General features: G+C 67.3%; 16 protein-coding genes and 2 tRNA genes. 4 read left to right on the plus strand and 14 right to left on the minus strand.

All coding sequences use genetic code 11. The features are described from left to right. Nucleotides 1-15: 15 nt before the first annotated feature. Nucleotides 16-894 carry a LysR substrate-binding domain-containing protein gene (locus ABS361_06720; protein ID XBY45934.1) on the minus strand — a complete coding sequence of 293 codons (879 nt, stop codon included), beginning with the start codon at nucleotides 892-894 and terminating at the stop codon, nucleotides 16-18. 288 nt (nucleotides 895-1,182) lie between these two features. Between ABS361_06720 and ABS361_06725 the strand changes: the two genes are divergently transcribed. After that, complete coding sequence (locus tag ABS361_06725; protein XBY45935.1) at nucleotides 1,183-2,511, plus strand: FAD-binding oxidoreductase; 1,329 nt, start codon at nucleotides 1,183-1,185, stop codon at nucleotides 2,509-2,511. Nucleotides 2,512-2,596: 85 nt separating this feature from the next. Here ABS361_06725 and speB read toward each other — a convergent pair whose 3' ends face one another. The 5 genes from speB to ABS361_06750 form a co-directional block, all read right to left on the minus strand. Beyond that, nucleotides 2,597-3,562 (minus strand): agmatinase, encoded by a 966-nt coding sequence (gene speB, locus ABS361_06730; protein ID XBY45936.1) that lies wholly within the window; start codon nucleotides 3,560-3,562, stop codon nucleotides 2,597-2,599. A gap of 101 nt (nucleotides 3,563-3,663) precedes the next feature. Then, the gene (locus ABS361_06735; protein XBY45937.1) at nucleotides 3,664-4,494 is read right to left on the minus strand and encodes an ABC transporter permease; all 831 of its coding nucleotides are present in this window, start codon (nucleotides 4,492-4,494) and stop codon (nucleotides 3,664-3,666) included. 6 nt (nucleotides 4,495-4,500) lie between these two features. Continuing rightward, a complete protein-coding gene (locus ABS361_06740; GenBank protein XBY45938.1) occupies nucleotides 4,501-5,757 on the minus strand; it encodes an ABC transporter permease in 1,257 nt (418 codons plus the stop codon). A gap of 125 nt (nucleotides 5,758-5,882) precedes the next feature. Further along, entirely contained in the window at nucleotides 5,883-6,929 is a 1,047-nt protein-coding gene (locus tag ABS361_06745; protein XBY45939.1) for an ABC transporter substrate-binding protein, read from the minus strand. 36 nt (nucleotides 6,930-6,965) lie between these two features. Further along, nucleotides 6,966-8,069, minus strand: coding sequence for an ABC transporter ATP-binding protein (locus ABS361_06750; protein XBY45940.1), 1,104 nt, complete (start codon nucleotides 8,067-8,069; stop codon nucleotides 6,966-6,968). Between the two features lie 856 nt (nucleotides 8,070-8,925). Here ABS361_06750 and ABS361_06755 point away from each other — a divergent pair. Then, nucleotides 8,926-10,161: a M24 family metallopeptidase gene (locus tag ABS361_06755; protein ID XBY45941.1), complete on the plus strand. Its 1,236-nt coding sequence runs from the start codon at nucleotides 8,926-8,928 to the stop codon at nucleotides 10,159-10,161. 110 nt (nucleotides 10,162-10,271) lie between these two features. Here the strand turns inward: ABS361_06755 and ABS361_06760 are convergent. From ABS361_06760 to ABS361_06780, 5 genes are all read right to left on the minus strand, one after another. After that, a tRNA-Arg gene (locus tag ABS361_06760) sits at nucleotides 10,272-10,347 on the minus strand. Nucleotides 10,348-10,423: 76 nt separating this feature from the next. Beyond that, nucleotides 10,424-10,729 (minus strand): ETC complex I subunit, encoded by a 306-nt coding sequence (locus ABS361_06765; protein XBY45942.1) that lies wholly within the window; start codon nucleotides 10,727-10,729, stop codon nucleotides 10,424-10,426. A gap of 216 nt (nucleotides 10,730-10,945) precedes the next feature. Continuing rightward, a tRNA-Pro gene (locus ABS361_06770) sits at nucleotides 10,946-11,022 on the minus strand. Nucleotides 11,023-11,190: 168 nt separating this feature from the next. After that, a complete protein-coding gene (locus tag ABS361_06775; protein XBY45943.1) occupies nucleotides 11,191-11,694 on the minus strand; it encodes a DUF192 domain-containing protein in 504 nt (167 codons plus the stop codon). Between the two features lie 408 nt (nucleotides 11,695-12,102). Beyond that, complete coding sequence (locus ABS361_06780; GenBank protein XBY45944.1) at nucleotides 12,103-12,420, minus strand: hypothetical protein; 318 nt, start codon at nucleotides 12,418-12,420, stop codon at nucleotides 12,103-12,105. A 420-nt stretch (nucleotides 12,421-12,840) separates the two neighbouring features. On the opposite strand from ABS361_06780, the gene coaD reads away from it, so the two are divergent. Both coaD and ABS361_06790 read left to right on the plus strand, forming a co-directional pair. After that, the gene (coaD, locus tag ABS361_06785) at nucleotides 12,841-13,338 is read left to right on the plus strand and encodes a pantetheine-phosphate adenylyltransferase (protein ID XBY45945.1); all 498 of its coding nucleotides are present in this window, start codon (nucleotides 12,841-12,843) and stop codon (nucleotides 13,336-13,338) included. A gap of 109 nt (nucleotides 13,339-13,447) precedes the next feature. Beyond that, complete coding sequence (locus ABS361_06790; GenBank protein ID XBY46834.1) at nucleotides 13,448-13,969, plus strand: peptidylprolyl isomerase; 522 nt, start codon at nucleotides 13,448-13,450, stop codon at nucleotides 13,967-13,969. 104 nt (nucleotides 13,970-14,073) lie between these two features. Here the strand turns inward: ABS361_06790 and ABS361_06795 are convergent, their stop codons facing one another. From ABS361_06795 to ABS361_06805, 3 genes are all read right to left on the minus strand, one after another. Continuing rightward, on the minus strand, nucleotides 14,074-15,132 hold the full coding sequence (locus ABS361_06795) for a GGDEF domain-containing protein (GenBank protein XBY45946.1): 1,059 nt from the start codon (nucleotides 15,130-15,132) through the stop codon (nucleotides 14,074-14,076). A gap of 443 nt (nucleotides 15,133-15,575) precedes the next feature. Beyond that, nucleotides 15,576-17,189, minus strand: coding sequence for a DEAD/DEAH box helicase (locus ABS361_06800; GenBank protein ID XBY45947.1), 1,614 nt, complete (start codon nucleotides 17,187-17,189; stop codon nucleotides 15,576-15,578). Nucleotides 17,190-17,641: 452 nt separating this feature from the next. Next, entirely contained in the window at nucleotides 17,642-18,049 is a 408-nt protein-coding gene (locus tag ABS361_06805; protein ID XBY46835.1) for a helix-turn-helix domain-containing protein, read from the minus strand. Nucleotides 18,050-18,123 lie beyond the last annotated feature (74 nt).

Raw genomic sequence — 18,123 nt, forward strand, 5'->3', positions numbered from 1 at the left:
TGCGGGGCGCGCGGATCAGGACGCGAGGCGGGCGGTGGCGCCGCCGAGGCCGGTCAGCTCGGCGAGCAGCGCGGCCAGCGACAGCGCCGCCGCGCGCTGCTCGCCCTTGCCGAGATAGACGCCGACCACGGCATCGCCGAGCGCCGGCAGGCCGCTCGGTTCCGGCAGGCGGGCGAGGCGCGCGGGCACGATCGATCCGGCCACCGCGGTCACGCCGAAGCCGGAGGCGATCGCGGCGTCGAGGCCGGCGAAGCTCGGATTGGTGTAGACGATCTCGAACGGCCGGCCGTCGCGCTGCAGCGCCTCCAGCATGGCGCCGCGGTAGAGGCAGCCTTCGGGCGAGGCGACGATGCGCAGGATCTCGTCCGGACCGGCGACCGCCTCCGGCCGGCCGACCCAGACCAGCCGTTCGCGCGCGGCGATGAAGGCATTCTCCGCCGGCGCATCGGGCGTCATGGCGACCACGACGTCGTAGCGGCCCTCCGCCAGACCGTCGAGCAGCGCGACCGACAGTTCGCAGGTGACGTCGAAGCCCACGCCGGCATCGCGGGCGTTCGGATGGGCGAGCAGCTTGCCGAGCATCTGGTCGGCGTAGTCGCTCGGCAGGCCGATCTGGAGCCGGCCCTGCAGGCTCTTGCGGGCGAGGCGCATGACCAGTTCGTCGTTGAGCGCCAGCATGCGGCGGGCGTAATTGGCGAGGATCTGGCCGGTCTCGGTCAGCGCGCCGCCGGCCTCGCGCACGAACAGCGGCGCGCCGGCCAGTTCCTGAAGCCGCTTCAGTTGCAGGCTGACCGCCGACTGCGTGCGCCCGACCCGCTCGCCGGCGCGCGTGCAATTGTCGAGGTCGACCACGGCGACGAAGGTGCGGAGCAGGTCGGTCGGAAAGTTCTTCATCGCTCACCTCGGGGCCGTCGCTCGCGGCCCGACACGGCCGAAAGGCTCGACGCCGACGCGACCATGGGGCAGCATCGCGCGTCGCTGCGGCCGCGTCCAGCGCGCCGGTGAGGCCGCGGCCGGGCGGGCGCGGCCGCTCGTCGGACAAATGGCGCCCGCGCGAGCCGACTGACGCAGGGCGGAGGTCCGGTCAGCACATGACCGGCGGCCCCGCGATTGCTTGATCCTCGCGTCTCCCCTGCCGGGCCGCGCGCCCGGATCATCTCGCGAAGAACAAGAAGGACGTCCATGGGACCGCATATCGTACCCGTCGCCTCCGACCTCGCGTTCCCCTCGACCGCCGACGTCGTCATCGTCGGCGGCGGCATCATCGGAACGTCGAGCGCGCTCTATCTCGCCGAGCGCGGCCTCAAGGTCGTGCTGTGCGAGAAGGGCTATATCGCCGGCGAGCAATCCGGCCGGAACTGGGGCTGGTGCCGGCAGGCCAAGCGCGATCCGCGCGAGTTCGAGCTGATCCGCGAGGCGCTGCGGCTCTGGCGCGGCATGGATGCCCATATCGGCGCCGATACCGGCTTCACCACCACCGGCATCATGTTCTCGGCCGCCGACGAGGCCAAGGCGGCCTATTACGAGGAATGGGTCAAGGAGGCCGCGGCGGCCGACATTCACGCCGAGATGCTGACCGGCGGCCGCTATGCCGAGCTCATGCCGGGCGACACGGCGCCCAAGAAAGCGGCACTGTGGTGCGCATCGGACGGGCGGGCCGAGCCGCAGAAGGCGGCGCCCGCGATCGCCGAGGCAGCGCGGCGCAAGGGCGCGACGATCCTGACCGACTGCGCGGTGCGCGGCGTCGAGACCGCCGGCGGCAAGGTCGTCGGCGTCGTCACCGAACGCGGCCGCATCGCGGCATCGAGCGTCGTGGTCGCCGGCGGCGCCTGGACGCGCCGCATCCTGAAGGACGTCGGCATCGACCTGCCGCAGCTCAAGGTCCGCGCCAGCGTGTTTCGCACCTCGCCGATCGAGGGCGGTCCGCCGGCGGCGCTGTGGGACCACGATTTCGCGTTCCGCAAGCGCCAGGACGGCGGCTACACGATCGCCAACGGCCATGTGAACGTCGTGCCGATCGTGCCGGACAGTTTCCGGTTCTTCTTCGACTTCATTCCGGCGTTGAGGCTCGAGTACAAGTCGCTCCGGCTCAGGTTCGGACCGCGCTTCTTCACCGAATGGAACGAGGCGGTGCGCCGGCCCTTCGACGAGCCGTCGGTCTACGAGGCCGCGCGCACGCTCGATCCGACCCCGGACGTCGGCTATCTCGAACAGGCTTTCCGGGCGCTGAAACAGCGCTTCCCGGTGTTCAAGGATTCCCGCATGGTGCAGGCTTGGGCCGGCTTCATCGACGCGACGCCCGACGCCGTGCCGGTGATCTCGCCGACCGACAAGGTCGCCGGCCTGATCGTGGCGACCGGCTTTTCGGGCCATGGCTTCGGCATCGGGCCCGCGGCGGGCCATCTGGTCGCCGACCTCGTCACCGGGGACAAGCCGATCGCCGATCCAAAGGAATATCGCCTGTCGCGCTTCTTCGACGGCAGCCGCCCGGCGCCGGTCGCGGGGCTCTGACGGGCGCACCACGAGAAAGGGCCGGATCGACGATCCGGCCCCCATGTCGTCCTCTTGGCCTCGACGGTCTTGAAAACCGCTGCCGTCAGCCGCCGCGCTTCTTCTTCGCCGCAAAGATGTAGCCGAGGAAGTTGAGCAGCACCTGCGCGGCGAGGAAGCCGGTGATGCCGCTCGGGTCATAGGCCGGGGCGACCTCCACGAGGTCGATGCCGACGATCTCCTGGCGCTTGGCGACCGCCTGCAGGATCTCCATCACCTCGTAATAGAGAAAGCCGCCGTGGCTCGGCGTGCCGGTGCCGGGCGCGATCGACGGATCGAAGCCATCGATGTCGATCGTCACATAGAGCCGCGCGTCGGCCGGGATCAGGTCGAGCACGCCCGCGACACCGAGCTGGCGCACCTGCCGCACCGAACGGATCGAGGAGCCGCGCGCGCGGGCGTCCTCGTAGCCCTCGCGCGCGGTCGAGGAGACGTTGCGGATGCCGAGTTGGGTCAGGCCGGTGACGTGATCCTGCTCGGCGGCGCGGCGCATCGGGTTGCCGTGGCCCTCGGTGACGCCGTGGCGGACGTCGACGAAGTCGAGATGCGCGTCGATCTGCAGGATGTGGATCGGGCCCTGATCCGAAAAGGCGCGGATGCAGGGGATGTTGATCGCGTGGTCGCCGCCGAGCACGACCGGCATGGCGCCGGCCGCCAAGATCGCGCTCACGGCGCGCTCGGCATTGTCGTGGCTCTTGCGGGTGTCGGTGTGGACGATGTCGGCATCGCCGACGTCGACGATCTTCACTTCCGACAAGGGCAGATAGGTCTCGTCGTCCTCGTGGTCATAGGCGCCGCCGTGGCCGAAGGAGAACAGCGTCGACGCCTCGCGGATCGCGCGCGGCCCGAAGCGGGCGCCGGAGCGGTATTGCGTGCCCATGTCGTAGGGAATGCCGAGCACCGCGACATCGGCATCGATGGCCGACCAGTCTGTGACGGCGGGGCGCTTGCCGAAGGTGCAATGGCCGACGAAGGGCAGATCGAGGCGGCCGGATTCGTAACCGTGGGCCATGGCGGCGTCACGCTCCCATCTGTTGTTGTTTTGAGATCGAGAAGAGGCGAACGGGCGACCCGAGGCCGCCCGCACTGGGGACTATTGCCGAGATCGGAGGCTCAGGCGATGCCCGAGCCGCGCAGGCGCTCGGAGCGGCGGCGCAGGAGCTCGATCGTCGCCATCAGGAGCGCGGCGAACACGACCAGGAAGGTCGCGGCAGCGGTGATCGTCGGCGAGATCTGCTCGCGGATGCCGGAAAACATCTGGCGCGGCAGCGTGCGCTGTTCCGGGCTCGACAAGAACAGCGCCACCACGACCTCGTCCCAGGAGGTGACGAAGGCGAACAGCGCCCCCGACGTGACGCCTGGCGCGATCAGCGGCAGCGTCACCATCCGGAACGTCGTCCAGGGCGCCGCGCCGAGCGAGGCGGCGGCGCGGGTCAGCGAGCGATCGAAGCCGGTCAGCGTCGCGGTCACGGTGATCACCACGAAGGGCGTCGCCAGGATCGCGTGGGCCATGATCAGGCCGATGTAGGTGTTGTTGAGCCCGACCGCGGCGAAGCCGAAGAACATGGCGACCGCGACGATCACCACCGGCACGATCATCGGCGAGATCAGGATCGACATGATCAGGCCCTGGAACGGTACGTTACCACGGGCGAGACCGAGGGCTGCGAGCGTGCCGAGCGCGGTCGCCAGGATCGTCGAGAAGAAGGCGACGATCGCGCTGTTCTGGATCGCGACGCGCCAGCGCTCGTTGAAGAAGAAATCCTCGTACCAGCGCAGGCTCACACCCGGTAGCGGGTAGGTGAACCAGGGTTCGGAGGAGAACGACAGCGGGATGATCACCAGGATCGGCCCGATCAGGAACAGGAACACGAAGGCGCAATAGATCGCGAACAGCGTGTAGGCGAACTGTTCCTTGGGCGTGGCATAGGACGGCGCGAGCATTGGCGATCAGCCCAGTTTGACCTTGTCGATGCCGACCACGCGGTTGAACACCGCGTAGAGCGCGAGCGTGATGAACAGGAGGAGCGCGCCGAGCGCCGAGGCCTGGCCCCAGTTCAGCTCCTTGTTGGTGTAGAGCGCCACGAAATAGCTCACCATCTGGTCCTGCGGACCGCCGACGAGCGCGGGCGTGATGTAGTAGCCGAGCGACAGGATGAAGGTCAGCAGGCAGCCGGCCCCGACGCCGGGCAGCGTCTGCGGCACGTAGACCGAGGCGAAAGCCGTGAACGGGCCGGCCCCGAGCGAGCGCGCCGCGCGCAGGTGCGACGGCGGGATCGACTTCATCACCGAGTAGATCGGCAGGATCGTGAAGGGCAGCTGGATGTGGGTCATCGCCAGCACGGTGCCGAAGCGGTTGAAGATCAACTGCGCCCGCTCGGTGGTGAAATGCAGCGCGACCAGGATGTCGTTGATGACGCCGTTGGTCTGCAACAGCACGATCCAGGCGGTCGTGCGCACCAGAATGGAGGTCGTGAACGGCAGCAACACCAGGATCATCAGCATGTTGGCATGCTTCGCCGGCAGGATCGCCAGGAGATGGGCGACCGGATAGCCGAGCACCAGTGTCGCGACCGTCACCAGGAGGCTGATCCAGATCGTGCGGGTGAACACGTCGAGGAAGATCGCCTGATCGGGCTCGGCCTTGACGATCGCGCCGGCGACGTCCTGGCGCAGGTCGACCGAGGTCAGCAGGTAGTAGGGCGTGTAGGCCGCGGTCGAACGCTTCATCACCGCCCAGAACGGGACGGAGCCCCATTCCTTGTCGGAGGTGAGGAACTTGTCCTTCCAGGGCCCCGCGCCGCCGGCCTCGACCATGCGGCCGGCCTTCAGCAGACGCGAGCGGGCACCGGCGATTTCGTAGTTGAGGCGCTTGCCGACCAGACCGGTGGTGCGGTCCTTCTGCGCCTGGGCGAGATCGGCGGCGAGCGCGGCATAGACCGGCTCGTCCGGCACGGACTTGCCGTCCCAGGCGGCGAGCGCTGCGGCGGTCTTCGGCAGCGTGTCGCGCACCTCCGGGTTCTCGACCGAGCGGAACATCATCATGCCGATCGGCAGCACGAAGATCGACAACACGAAGACGAGCAGCGGCGCGACCAGCGACAGCGATCGGAGCCGATTGACCCGTTCCGCGCGCCTGAGCTTCGCCTTCAACGAGACCTTATCCTCGATCGCGCCCGGCAGAGCGCCCATCGTGTCGACCGACATGCCTTTATCTTCCGTTGTCCGGGGAGGGCTCCGGCGCGGTGGCGCGCCGGAGGCGTCGTCAGGGGATGCGCGTCAGGCGGCGACTGCCGGGGATACGGGCGAGCCGCACCTCGGCCAACGCGGCCTTACTGCGCGAGCCAGGCGTTGAAGCGCTTCAGCAGCTCTTCCTTGTTGTCACCCCAGAAGACCGGATCGTTGGCGAGCGCGGTCTTGGCGTTCTCCGGCGCGGTCGGCAGATCCTTGAGGATGTCCGGCTGCACGAAGGGCGTCGCGGCGACCAGCGCCGGACCGTAGGAGATCCACTTGGTCTGCTCGGCCTGCGGCTCCGGGCTCGAGGCGAACTGAAGGAACTTGTAGGAGGCCTCGAGGTTTTTGACACCCTTCGGGATCGCCCACAGATCCCAGTCCTGCAGCTGGCCGTCCCAGACGATCTTGAAGTTCTTCTTGTCGGCCTTGTTGGCGCCGAAGATGCGGCCGTTCCAGGCGGTGGTCATGACGACCTCGCCGGCGGCGAGCAGCTGCGGCGGCTGGGCGCCGGCTTCCCACCAGACGACGTCCTTCTTGATCGTGTCGAGCTTCTTGAAGGCGCGATCGACGCCTTCCTTGGTCTTCAGGGTCTCGTAGACCTTGTCGGCCGGCACGCCGTCGGCCATCAGCGCGAATTCGAGATTGCCGAACGGCGTCTTCTGCAGCGCGCGCTTGCCCGGCCACTTCTTGGTGTCGAACAGGTCAGCGATCTTGGTCGGGCCGTCTTTGATCTTGTCGCCGTCATAGGCGAAGATCGTCGAATAGATGATGGTCGGGATCGCGCACTCGAAGGTCGAGCCCTTCACGAACTTGTCTTTGCCGCCGAACTTCGAATAGTCGATCGGGGTCAGGATGCCTTCGTCGCAGCCCTGCTGGGCGGTCGCGGCGTCGACGTCGACGGCGTCCCAGGTCGTGTTGCCCGACTGGACCATGGCGCGGATGCGCGCGACTTCGCCGTTGTATTCCTCTTCGGTGATCTTGATGCCGGCCTTGGCCGCATAGGGCTTGAAGTAGGCCTCCTGCTGGCTCTTCTGGTAGGCGCCACCCCACGAGGTGATGGTGAGACCGTCGGCGGCGAGTGCGGCGCTGCTCGCGGAGGCGAGGGCGATGACCGACAGGGCCGCCGTCAGGGTTTTGAACGTCATGGACACTTCCCCTTCTACCTTCTCTCGGGATTGGGTTCAGGCCGCGTCGAGCGCACGACAATCGTCCGTGCGCCAGCCGAGCGGAATGCGGGAGCCGATGTCGAGGACCGGGCGGTCCTCGGCATTGCCGACCTTGACCACCACGTCGAAGCCGCCTTCCAGCCGGAAGCGGACGCGCAGGTGGTCGCCGAGGTAGATCAGTTCCTCGACGGTGGCCTCGAAACGGTTGTCGATGCTGCCCTCGGGCGGCGCGAGCTTCACGCGCTCGGGGCGGATCGACAGCATGGTGGCGTCGCCGACGCCGGCCGCGTCGGTCAGCGTCGCGACGACCTTGGTGCCGGTCGCGAGTTCGACCGTGCAGGTGGTGCCCTTGGCGGCGACGATCTGGCCGGGGATGCGATTGTTCTCGCCGATGAACTGGGCGACGAACGAGTTCGCCGGCTTCTCGTACAGCACCGACGGCGGCGCGATCTGCTGGATGATGCCGTTGTTGAACACCGCGACGCGGTCCGACATCGTCAGCGCCTCGCTCTGGTCGTGGGTGACGTAGACGACTGTGATGCCGAGGCGTTCGTGCAGATGGCGGATCTCCATCTGCATGTGTTCGCGCAGCTGCTTGTCGAGCGCGCCGAGCGGCTCGTCCATCAACACCAGCTTCGGCTCGAACACGAGCGCGCGGGCGAGCGCCACGCGCTGCTGCTGGCCGCCCGAGAGCTGGCCGGGCATGCGGCCCGCGAAGGCGCCGAGGTGGACCATGTCGAGCGCCTTGGCGACGCGCTCGGCGATCTCGGCCTTGGGCCGGCCGCGGACCTTGAGCGGGAAGCCGACGTTCTGCGCCACGCTCATATGCGGGAACAGCGCATAGTTCTGGAACACCATGCCGATGTCGCGCTTCTCCGGCGGCACCGCGTCGATGCGGTCGCCGTCGAGCATGATGTTGCCGACCGTCGGGGTCTCGAAGCCGGCGAGCATCATCAAGGTGGTGGTCTTGCCCGAGCCGGACGGCCCGAGCAGCGTCAGGAACTCGCCGCGCCGGATGCGCAGGTTGAGGTCCTTCACCACCAGGACCTCGCCGTCGTAGGTCTTCTGGATGCCGGCGAACTCGACGAAGCTCTCGGCCGCGCTGACGTCGAGCTTCATGACAGAACCTCTTCGGGGCGGGTCCCGGCGGATGCCGGGGGGACAAGGCCCGCGAACGGGGCGGGGTAGGGGGCGGGATACCGCGACCGGATCATGCTGCCTCGCTGTTGCGACGGTCGAACCGGCCCCCTATCCGCAAGGGCCGTGCCAGTTCGCCGCGCTTGTCGGGGCCGAAGCCTCCGTGGAGCTCGGAACGGATACGGTTTGTCCCATGCGATCAGTGCGTTAGGCGACGGAGCTGCCGATCGACGAGGCGCAGACGCCGATGCCCCGCAGGGCTGCCTTCCGCAGGCGACGCGCCGGCGCGAAATCGCGCTGATGCGTGCGCGGGAAGACCGCCATGGGACGCTGCCACGCGACCCGCGCCGCCAGCGAGGCGTGATCCGCCGGGGTTTCATCTCGATTGGCTAAAAATTAGGCAGCGCTTGCGTGCAGTCGCCGTCGAACTGATCAATTGTTTCCGGGTCCGGATAGTGAAACGACGATCAAAGCGAGGCCGAAATCGCCGGTTGCGGTAATTCCAAACCAGTGCATCGGGAAAAGTGAAGCAATCGGCAGGCAGTCGTGTTTCGACGTTTTCGCTTCAGTTCGGTCGGCCTCGGGCAAGACATGGCGTTATGAGCGCCATCAATGGCGCCATCTGCGATAATCATTTGGCGCCCGTCATGGCCGTCGCTAGGGTCTGATCCGACAGCCATCCGTTCGCTCGAAGTCGCCAACGGCCCGAGCGCGGCAGCCGTTCGCCTGTTCAATTCTCTTGCTACGGCATGCACTTGCAGCCGCGTGGCTTCGTTTCGCCCGGCGTGCGTCCGGCGCGGCCGAGCCCACGCGGCATCCATCACCGGAGACGATCATCATGACGGGAACCGCTCGGGTTCAGCCGAACGAATTGTTGCGCACGCAGATCATGCACAATGGTGATCGCGAGCTTCAGGTGTTTACCACCGGTGAAATGGAGCGGCGGCAGGACGGCCTGCGCAAGATCATCGAGGATCTGAAAATCGATGGCGTGATCCTGACATCCTATCACAACATCGCCTATTACACCGGCTTCCTCTATTGCTACTTCGGGCGCCGTTACGCATGCGTCGCGACCGACAAGAAGTGCCTGACGGTGACGGCCGGAATCGATGCGGGCCAGCCCTGGCGACGCGGGCACGCGGACAACATCACCTATACAGACTGGCGGCGCGACAATTACTTTCACGCGCTGAGGGAAGCGCTTCCCGGCGTCAAGCGGCTGGGGATCGAGTTCGACCATGTCAACCTGGACCTGCGCCGGCTGCTCGAGGACACCTTCCCGGGCGTGGAATTCGTCGACGTCGCGTCGGCGACCATGTGGCAGCGCACGATCAAGTCGGCCGAAGAGATCGCGCTGATCCGGCAGGGTGCGCGGATCGCCGACCTCGGCGGTTCGGCGGTCTGCAACGCGGTGAAGGCCGGCGTGCGCGAGCACGAGGTGGCGCTCGCCGGGACGCAGGCGATGGTGCGCGAGATCGCCCGCACCTTTCCGGGCGTCGAGCTCATGGACACCTGGGTGTGGTTCCAGTCCGGCATCAACACCGACGGCGCCCACAATCCGGTGACGTCGCGGGCCGTCGAGCCCGGCGACATCCTCTCGCTCAACTGCTTCCCGATGATCGCGGGCTACTACACCGCGCTCGAACGGACACTGTTCTGCGAGCACGCCTCGGACGCGCACATGAAGATCTGGGAGATCAACTGCGACGTCCATCGCCGTGGCCTCGAGCTGATCAGGCCCGGCGCGCGCTGCGGCGATATCGCGACCGAGCTCAACGAGATCTACCGCTCGCACGGCCTGCTCGGCTACCGCTCGTTCGGCTACGGCCATTCGTTCGGCGTGCTCAGTCATTACTACGGCCGCGAGGCCGGCGTGGAGCTGCGCGAGGACGTCGATACGATCCTGAAGCCGGGCATGGTCGTCTCGATGGAGCCGATGCTGTCGATCCCCGAGGGCCAGCCCGGTGCCGGCGGCTACCGCGAGCACGACATCCTGGTCATCGGCGAGACTGGTGCGGAGAACATCACCGGCTTCCCGTTCGGCCCGGCGCACAACATTTTGCGCGCTTGATCGTCACCGTTACGGCTCGGCAACAGCAAAAAAGGCCGCGCAGATCGCCTGCGCGGCCTTTCGTCGTTCCGATGCGGTGGCGCGGGAGCTGGGCTCTCGACGGGCCAGAATGGCGACCCCGGCACGATTCGAACGTGCGACCAACAGCTTAGAAGGCTGCTGCTCTATCCTCTGAGCTACGGGGCCGTGAATCCGCCCCGGCTTCCGTCCTCATTGGACGACGGTGCGGGGCGGGCGGGATCGACGGCCGGGGCCGAACGCGTCAGTGCGTCCAGGTGCCGATGCGGCCGAACTTGAAATTGTCGGAATAGGAGATCGCCTTGCGCGTCCGCTCGTGCGGCTCCGACACGACATAGGCGAGGCCTTCGCGCTCACAGTAGGCGACGGCCTCTTCCTTGGTCTCGAACCACAGCCGGATCTGCGACTTCATGTCGGCCGACGAGGTCCAGCCCATCAGCGGCTCCGGCGTGCGCGGCTCCTCGGCTTCATAGTCCAGGCACCAGCGCTTGGCCTTGGCCTGACCCGACTGCATGGCCGTCTTCGCCGGCCGGTAGATGCGCGCAACCATGGACAGTTCCCAGTTCGGCGTCGCCGACGCCCGCGCTTCGGGGCGCGAGCCCTCGGGCGCGGAGAGTCGCGAACGCGATCCGTTTCGCGCGCACCCTACAAACGACCGGCGGTCCTTGCAAGAACGGGCATGCCGCGATGCGGTATGGCGATGGGCGATATCGGCGGTGGGCGCATCAGCGATGACGCGGACCGGCCGGATTCTGGCGTCGGGTGGTGGTCGGGGCAGCAGGATTCGAACCTGCGACCTGAAGTACCCAAAACTTCCGCGCTACCAGACTGCGCTATGCCCCGGCGAGGCGGACGATCGCGTCCGCGTCTCCGGTTCGATTACACCGCCCGCCGGTCCCTCCGCAAGCCGCACCTCGCCTGTCGGCCGGAATGAAGCAAGTCCGATGGTCGTGACGCTCGGATCCGTGACGGTCTTTGGACAACGGCTGGGTCGGGAGACCCAGCGGTGGCTCACTTCGAGCCGGCGACGAGCGGATGGACGATCCGGTCGCCCGCCTTCAGGCCGATCTTGTTCGCCGTGCCGGCGACGACCTCGAGCACGAAGCGCACCGGCCCGGCCGAGGAGACCGGCTCCTCCGAGAACGGCGTCGTCCCGGTCGCGAGATTGGCCACCGTGCCGTCGGCGCGGATGAAGATCATGTCGAGCGACACGAAGGTGTTCTTCATCCAGAACGACGCCGGCTCCTCGCGGTGGAAATCGAACAGCATCCCGTAGTCGGCGTCGAGCGCCTTGCGGAACATGAGGCCGGTCGCGCGCGCCTGCGGCGTCGCGGCGATCTCGATACGGAACGGATATCGCCCGGTCGCGGTGACGATCTCGAGCCGGGCCTCGTCGGCGGCGGCGGCCGGCGCGACTGCCAGGGGCACCAGCGCCGCCGTGCCGCCGGAGAGCAGGAGCCCGGCGGCGATCATGGCCGCCCGCAACGTCGCGCAGAACCCTATCGGTCGGATCATTCCGGTCTCTCCATCCCTGACGGCGGGCCGCAGCCGAGCAACGGCCGGTCGCGCTTCGGGCTCCACAGTCCGCGCTTCGTCTAGCACGATCGGGGGCGGATATGTCCAGAACACGGCGGCTGGCGGTGGGGCGTTTGGCGCAGGCGCGGGGGCGGTGCCTGCAAAATGCGCCCAAGAAAAAGGGGGCGCACCCGTCAGGATGAGCGCGCCCCCGAGGTGGTGGCTGGATGGCTAGCCACGAGCCTGGGAGGAAGCGCGGTGCCGGATCAACGGACGGCACGCACGCCTCGGATGCGGTCGGCGCCTCCGCCTGAGGCTCCGGGGTCAGCGGAGCCGGCTCGGGCGCCGAGGCGAGGGCAGGACCGTCAGGGGGAGCGGTCGGCCCTCGAATACGGCGGAACGCGGACCTCAGCGGTTCGCGGTCTCGGTGACCGGCACGCGAACCAGCGTGGAGGTCGCTGCCTGTTCGTCGCGGCGCTCGACGGTGATGAAGCGCGGCAGATGCGGCGTGCCGTTGCCGGCGCAGTCGGTGCCGAGCGCGGCGGCGACGGTCATGTCGCAGTTGGCGACGAGCCGGAACGCATCGCCGATGCGGTCGGATTTCACGACCGTCGTCTCGGCGACCTCCAGATCACCGCTGCGCTCGGCCTTCGCTGCCGTGAGGACGAGCGGCGAGGCGACAAGGAACGCGGCGGCGGCAAACAGGGCGGTCTTCGTGATCGACATCGGTGTTCTCCTTCCGAACGACCTTTCGATGGTCTGAGCTTGCCAGAGGCGCTCTGAACGCTTTTCGAGCGGTCCGTTCATCCGGGCTTCATCGTTCATGGACCCGGAGGTTAAGCGACATCGGTGTCCGCCGGTTTGCGCCGACGGAGCGATCGTGTTTCAACTCGGAAACGATGGGCCGCGGCGGCGACGTGGGGCCGTCTCTTGCCCTGCCGGGCGGGGACGGATAAGAGCCGCGGGGACGCCGGAACGCGCGTCCGTCTGCGGGGTCAACGACTTCGGATGGGCGAGGTTCCGTGGATCGGGCAGCGTGCCGGTCCGGGCGCGCGTCGCGGGATCGCCGATCGGCGTCCGAGACGGCAGCGCATGAACAGAGACCCCGAACGGCCAGGCCGCGACGGGGCGGGAGGCGAAGGGACGATGACCAGGACGGCGCTCTATCCGGGGTCCTTCGACCCGGTCACCAATGGCCATGTCGACATTCTCGCCCAGTCGCTCGATCTGGTCGACCGTGTGATCGTGGCGATCGGCGTGCATCCGGCGAAGACGCCGATGTTCGACTTCGACACCCGCGAGGCGATGATCCGCGAATCGCTCGACACGCTCGGCATCGCGCAGTCGCGCGTCGATGTGATCTCGTTCACCGGCCTCGTAATCGAAACGGCTCGCCAGTACGGCGCCTCGATCATGATCCGCGGCCTGCGCGACGGCACGGATCTCGACTACGAGATGCAGCTCGCCGGCATGAACCTGTCGTTGGCGCCGGCCGTGCGCACCGTGCTCTTGCCGGCCTCGCCGACCGTCCGCCATATCACCGCCACGCTGGTCCGGCAGATCGCCCAACTCGGCGGCGACGTCACCGCTTTCGTGCCGCATGGCGTGGCGGAGCGGCTCGCCGCCGTTGTCGGCCGCCGTTGAGGCGGCGCTGATCCATTTTCCGACCACGCGTTCCGACTTCGTCGCCAGAACCCTTCAGGAGGCATCCTTGCTCAAGCGCCGCTTTCTCGCCCTCGCGGGCCTCGCCGCCGTGACACTCGCGGCCGGTCCCGTCGCCGCACAGCAGGCCGCGTCCGACCCGCAGAACACGATCTATCTCGACACCAAGGACGGCCGGGTCGTGATCCGGCTGCGTCCGGACCTGGCGCCGAAGCATGCCGAGCGCATCCGCACGCTCGCCGCGCAGGGCTTCTACAACGGCCTCAAGTTCCACCGCGTGATCGAAGGCTTCATGGCCCAGACCGGCGATCCGACCGGCACCGGCTCGGGCGGCTCGCCGCTGCCGAACCTGCCGGCCGAGTTCTCGGCGCGGCCGTTCGAGCGCGGCGTCGTCGGCATGGCGCGCACCTCCGATCCGAACAGCGCCAATTCGCAGTTCTTCATCACCTTCGCGAGCTCGCCCTGGCTGAACGGCCAGTACACGGTCGTCGGCGAGGTGGTCTCCGGCATGGAGGTCGTCGACAAGATCAAGAAGGGCGACAAGAACGCCGGCGGCATGGTGCAGAACCCGGATGTGATCGTGAAGATGCAGCCGGCCGCCGCCGCCAAGTAAGCATCGCGCCGCGTCCTGCGGGGTATCCCGAGATGCGAAAAGCCGGCCTCGCGGCCGGCTTTTTCATGAGACGTGTCCAATGGGAGCGGACGCGCACGGCCGGTTCAGGCGACGCGCGTGTCCAGATTGACGTCAGTGTCCGTCTCGCAGCGCACGAGATTGCGGCCGCCGCGCTTGGCGGCATAGAGCGAGCAGTCGGAGCGCTCGATCAGGGTCTGCGAGTTGTCGCCGCGGCGCCAGCTCGCCACGCCGATCGAGATCGTGATGCGGCCGAGGTTCTCGCCGGTTGAGCGCTTGACCAGCTCCTTGGAATAGACCGCCTCGCGGATGTGCTCGGCCACGACCACGGCCTGGCGCAGGTTGGTGCGCGGCAGGATCACGGCGAACTCCTCGCCGCCGTACCGGCAGGCGACGTCCTGGCCCTTGACGTTCTGCTTCACAGCCAGCGCGACCAGCCGCAACACCTGGTCGCCGGTCTGGTGGCCATAGGTGTCGTTGAACTTCTTGAAGTGGTCGATATCGGTCAGGAGCAGCGCGAAGGGTTGGTTCGACTGCTCGCACTCGGCGATCGCGCGCTCCATCGACTGGTCGAAGTGCTTGCGATTGGCGAGCGTGGTCAGTTCGTCGGTCAGGCTCTCGTAGCGGATCGCCTCGAGGCTCTCCTGCAGCTCGGCGATCTGGCGACGCGAGTCGGCCAGCTGATGCTCGAGCTTGCGATTGGTCGTCTCGGTGTCCTTGGTGACCTTGATCAGGCTCTGGACGATGCCCGACACGCTCTCGCGATCGGTCGTGCCGGAGAGCCTGCGGGTCGCCTCGTCGAGGGACACACAGTAGTCGGAGGTCGCGGTCAGCGACGATTCGATCATGCCGACCACGTCGGCGATCTCGGTCGACAGCTTGCCGCCGACCTCCTCGATCCGTTCGCCGAGCCGGGTCGGAGCGATGAACTGGTCGTAGACCTTGCTCACCTCCGCCACGGAGATCTTGCCGCGGGTGCGGAGGATCTCGTTGACGGTCTTATTCAGCGCGTGATTGAATCCCGCCGCGTACGTATACCAGAGCTCGTAATTGCGCGGATACGCCGGGATCTCGTTCTTCCGGAGATGCCCAATCGCCGTTTCGCCATATGCGAGCGTCCGACGGAAATCGTCTCTTTCGCTCATTTGACCCTCTCGATCACGGCCCCGAGAGATCGAGGCACGTAATCCCATCCCTCACACCATACGGATATCACCGAATGCATTAAGGGCCGGTTAAATGAATAGCGGGAATGCCGTTAGGGGATTTCAGTAGCTTCCGGAAGTCATGATTTCGATGTTCGATCAATGTTGATGGATGTCGTTGGTCGACTACTCCGCATGGATGACTTTGCAACTCGCTGTGACGAATATCCGAGGTTGCATTATCATGTTCAATTGCTTCTAGTCTAATCGATATGATCGATGAAGCACGGATCGCAATGAATGGTTGTGCGATCTGTTTTGTGTTTCGTGTCGGGGGAATACTGGCATGCTAGACGCTGCGATCTTTACGAACGCAGCCGAGCACCCCCCCCGTATTGGTACGAGGGGGGTGCCGTATCCCCAGCAAGATTACGTAGCGTCGGTCAGGACGCCGTCCGCAGCGGCCGCGTGGGGCGCAACAGGAAGGCCGGGACGTGATCGCCCAGGCCCACCACCGGCGGCTCGTCGTGATCATGCCGTCGGTCGTGCCGGCGATCCTCGCGACGCTCGTGCGGATTACGCTCGCGCGGCGGCTGATCGGCGCGCGGCTGCTCCGAGCGGCCATGTTCGGCGCGACCATGTTCGGTCCGGGCCGGCGGCGGCGTGGTGCGGTCGCGAGGCTTTCGATCGTCGCGGCGGCGCTCGCCGCGCGGCTCCTGCCGATCCGATCGGGCCTCCTGGCGCTCGGCGCGGGGCTGCTGCTCCGAACGGTCGGGGCGTTCGGCCCGTTCCGGACGCTCGGTCCGCTCCCCGCGCGGTTCCTTGCGTTCGCCGGCCTCGCGACGCGGCTCGCGCTCGGTGCTGCGGCCGCGACGGCCGCGTTCGCGTTCACCCGATGAGGAGGACCGCCGCTCGCCGCGCGGCGCTTCGCCCGCCGGCTCGCCGATCCACTCCGGGGCCTCGCCGATCAGCTTCTCGACAGCCGCCAGGGCCTTCGCGTCGAGATCGGTGACGATGGTCACTGCCGTGCCCGAACGGCCGGCGCGGCCGGTGCGGCCGATGCGGTGGACATAGTCCTCCGCGTGCACCGGCACATCGAAATTGAAGACGTGGCTGACATCCGGAATGTCGAGGCCGCGCGCCGCGACGTCGGAGGCGACGAGCAGGGTCAGCCGGTTGTTGCGGAACGCGTCGAGCATCGCCATGCGCGCCCGCTGGTCCATGTCGCCGTGTAGCGCGCCGACGGAGAAGCCGTGCTTCTCGAGGCTGCGGTAGACGATCTGCACATCGCGCTTGCGATTGCAGAAGATGATCGCGTTCTTGAGATCCTGCGCGTCGGTGATCAGGTCGCGCAGCACTTCGCGCTTCTCGTGCTGCTCGCGGCCGGCGGCGATCAGTCGCTGGGTGACCGTCTTGGTCACGCTCGACGGCTTGCCGGCCTCGACGCGCACGGGATCGCGCAGGAACATGTCGGCGAGGCGCTGGATTTCCGGCGGCATGGTCGCCGAGAACATCAGCGTCTGCCGGTTCGTCGGGATCATCTTGCAGATCTTCTCGATGTCCGGGATGAAGCCCATGTCGAGCATCCGGTCGGCCTCGTCGATGACGAGGATCTCGACGCCGGTCATCAGCAGTCGGCCGCGGCCGAACAGATCGAGCAGACGGCCCGGCGTGGCGATCAGGACGTCGACGCCGCGATCGAGCTTCTTCAGCTGCTCGTCGAAGGAGACGCCGCCGATCAGCAGCGCCACCGAGAGCTTGTGATTGATGCCGTATTTGTTGAAGTTCTCCTCGACCTGCGCCGCGAGTTCGCGCGTCGGTTCGAGGATCAGCGTGCGCGGCATCCGGGCACGGGCGCGGCCCGATTCGAGCCGGGTCAGCATGGGCAAAACGAAGGAGGCGGTCTTGCCGGTGCCGGTCTGGGCGATGCCGACGACATCCTTGCGTTCCAGGACGATCGGGATCGCCTTTTCCTGGATGGGGGTCGGCTGCGTGTAGCCGGCGGCCTCTACGGCGGCCTGCACCTTATCGGAAAGTCCGAGGGTCGAAAAAGTCATTGTGTCCGTCGCTGTGGCGTCACGGGACCGACGGCGGACCTGATCGACAAAGACCGACCGAATGCTTGATTCCGGACCGGGAAGACGCGGCGACGAAGGTCGGCGGGTCGGGGGTCTGGAGCGCGTTCGGCGGGGCCGGGGATCGGTGCGGACCGGTGCGGTGAAACGCACACAGAGTTTTGTGCACTGCGATATCGCGCAATAAAGATACGTGTTGTCTGTGAAAAGTCAATGTCAAAGGCCGCGGGGCCCCGGATTTCCGCCTCGCGGAGACTTCTGAACTGCTCGTCATGAGACCGCCTGCCGCGGGCGCCGGTGGCGGACGACAGTGGCTGAACGTCGTCGACAACCTTGCGTGGAGGGCGCGGGACGAGCGCTCCGAAGGTGGATCCTCAGGGGTGGGGACATGCGCGCGGGCGCTGCCGCGGGCACGGTCCCGCCGGCGGCGCGCGTCAGACCGCTTCGGCCAGATCGAGAGCGGCGTCGGGGCCGAGCCCGTCATGGCGCAGGCGCGCCGCCCGGATCTCGGCGTGATTCGCCTCCGCCCAGGCGACCAGACGCTGCAGCTCGGCGTGAAACCGGCGGCCGAGGTCGGTCAGCCGGTATTCGACGCTCGGCGGCTTGGTCGGATAGACGTGGCGGCTCAGCATGCCATCGCGCTCCAGGCTGCGTAGCGACTGGGTCAGCATGCGCTTGGAGATGTCCGGCACGGCACGTTGCAGCGCGCTGAATCGCTGCGGCCCCTCCGCGAGCATCAGCACGATCAGCGAGGTCCACTTGTCGCCGAGGTGATCGAGCACGTCGCGGACCGGGCAACGGCTGAAATCGACGTCGGCGGTGCCATCGGGCCCGATCGACAGGCCGAGCCGCTCGGCAATGGCGAGGCGGTTCCCTTTTGGTGCCCTGGACACGAAATGATGCCTCCTTACGGTCG

Source organism: Ancalomicrobiaceae bacterium S20 (assembly GCA_040269895.1).
Taxonomy (GTDB): domain Bacteria; phylum Pseudomonadota; class Alphaproteobacteria; order Rhizobiales; family Ancalomicrobiaceae; genus Methyloraptor; species Methyloraptor flagellatus.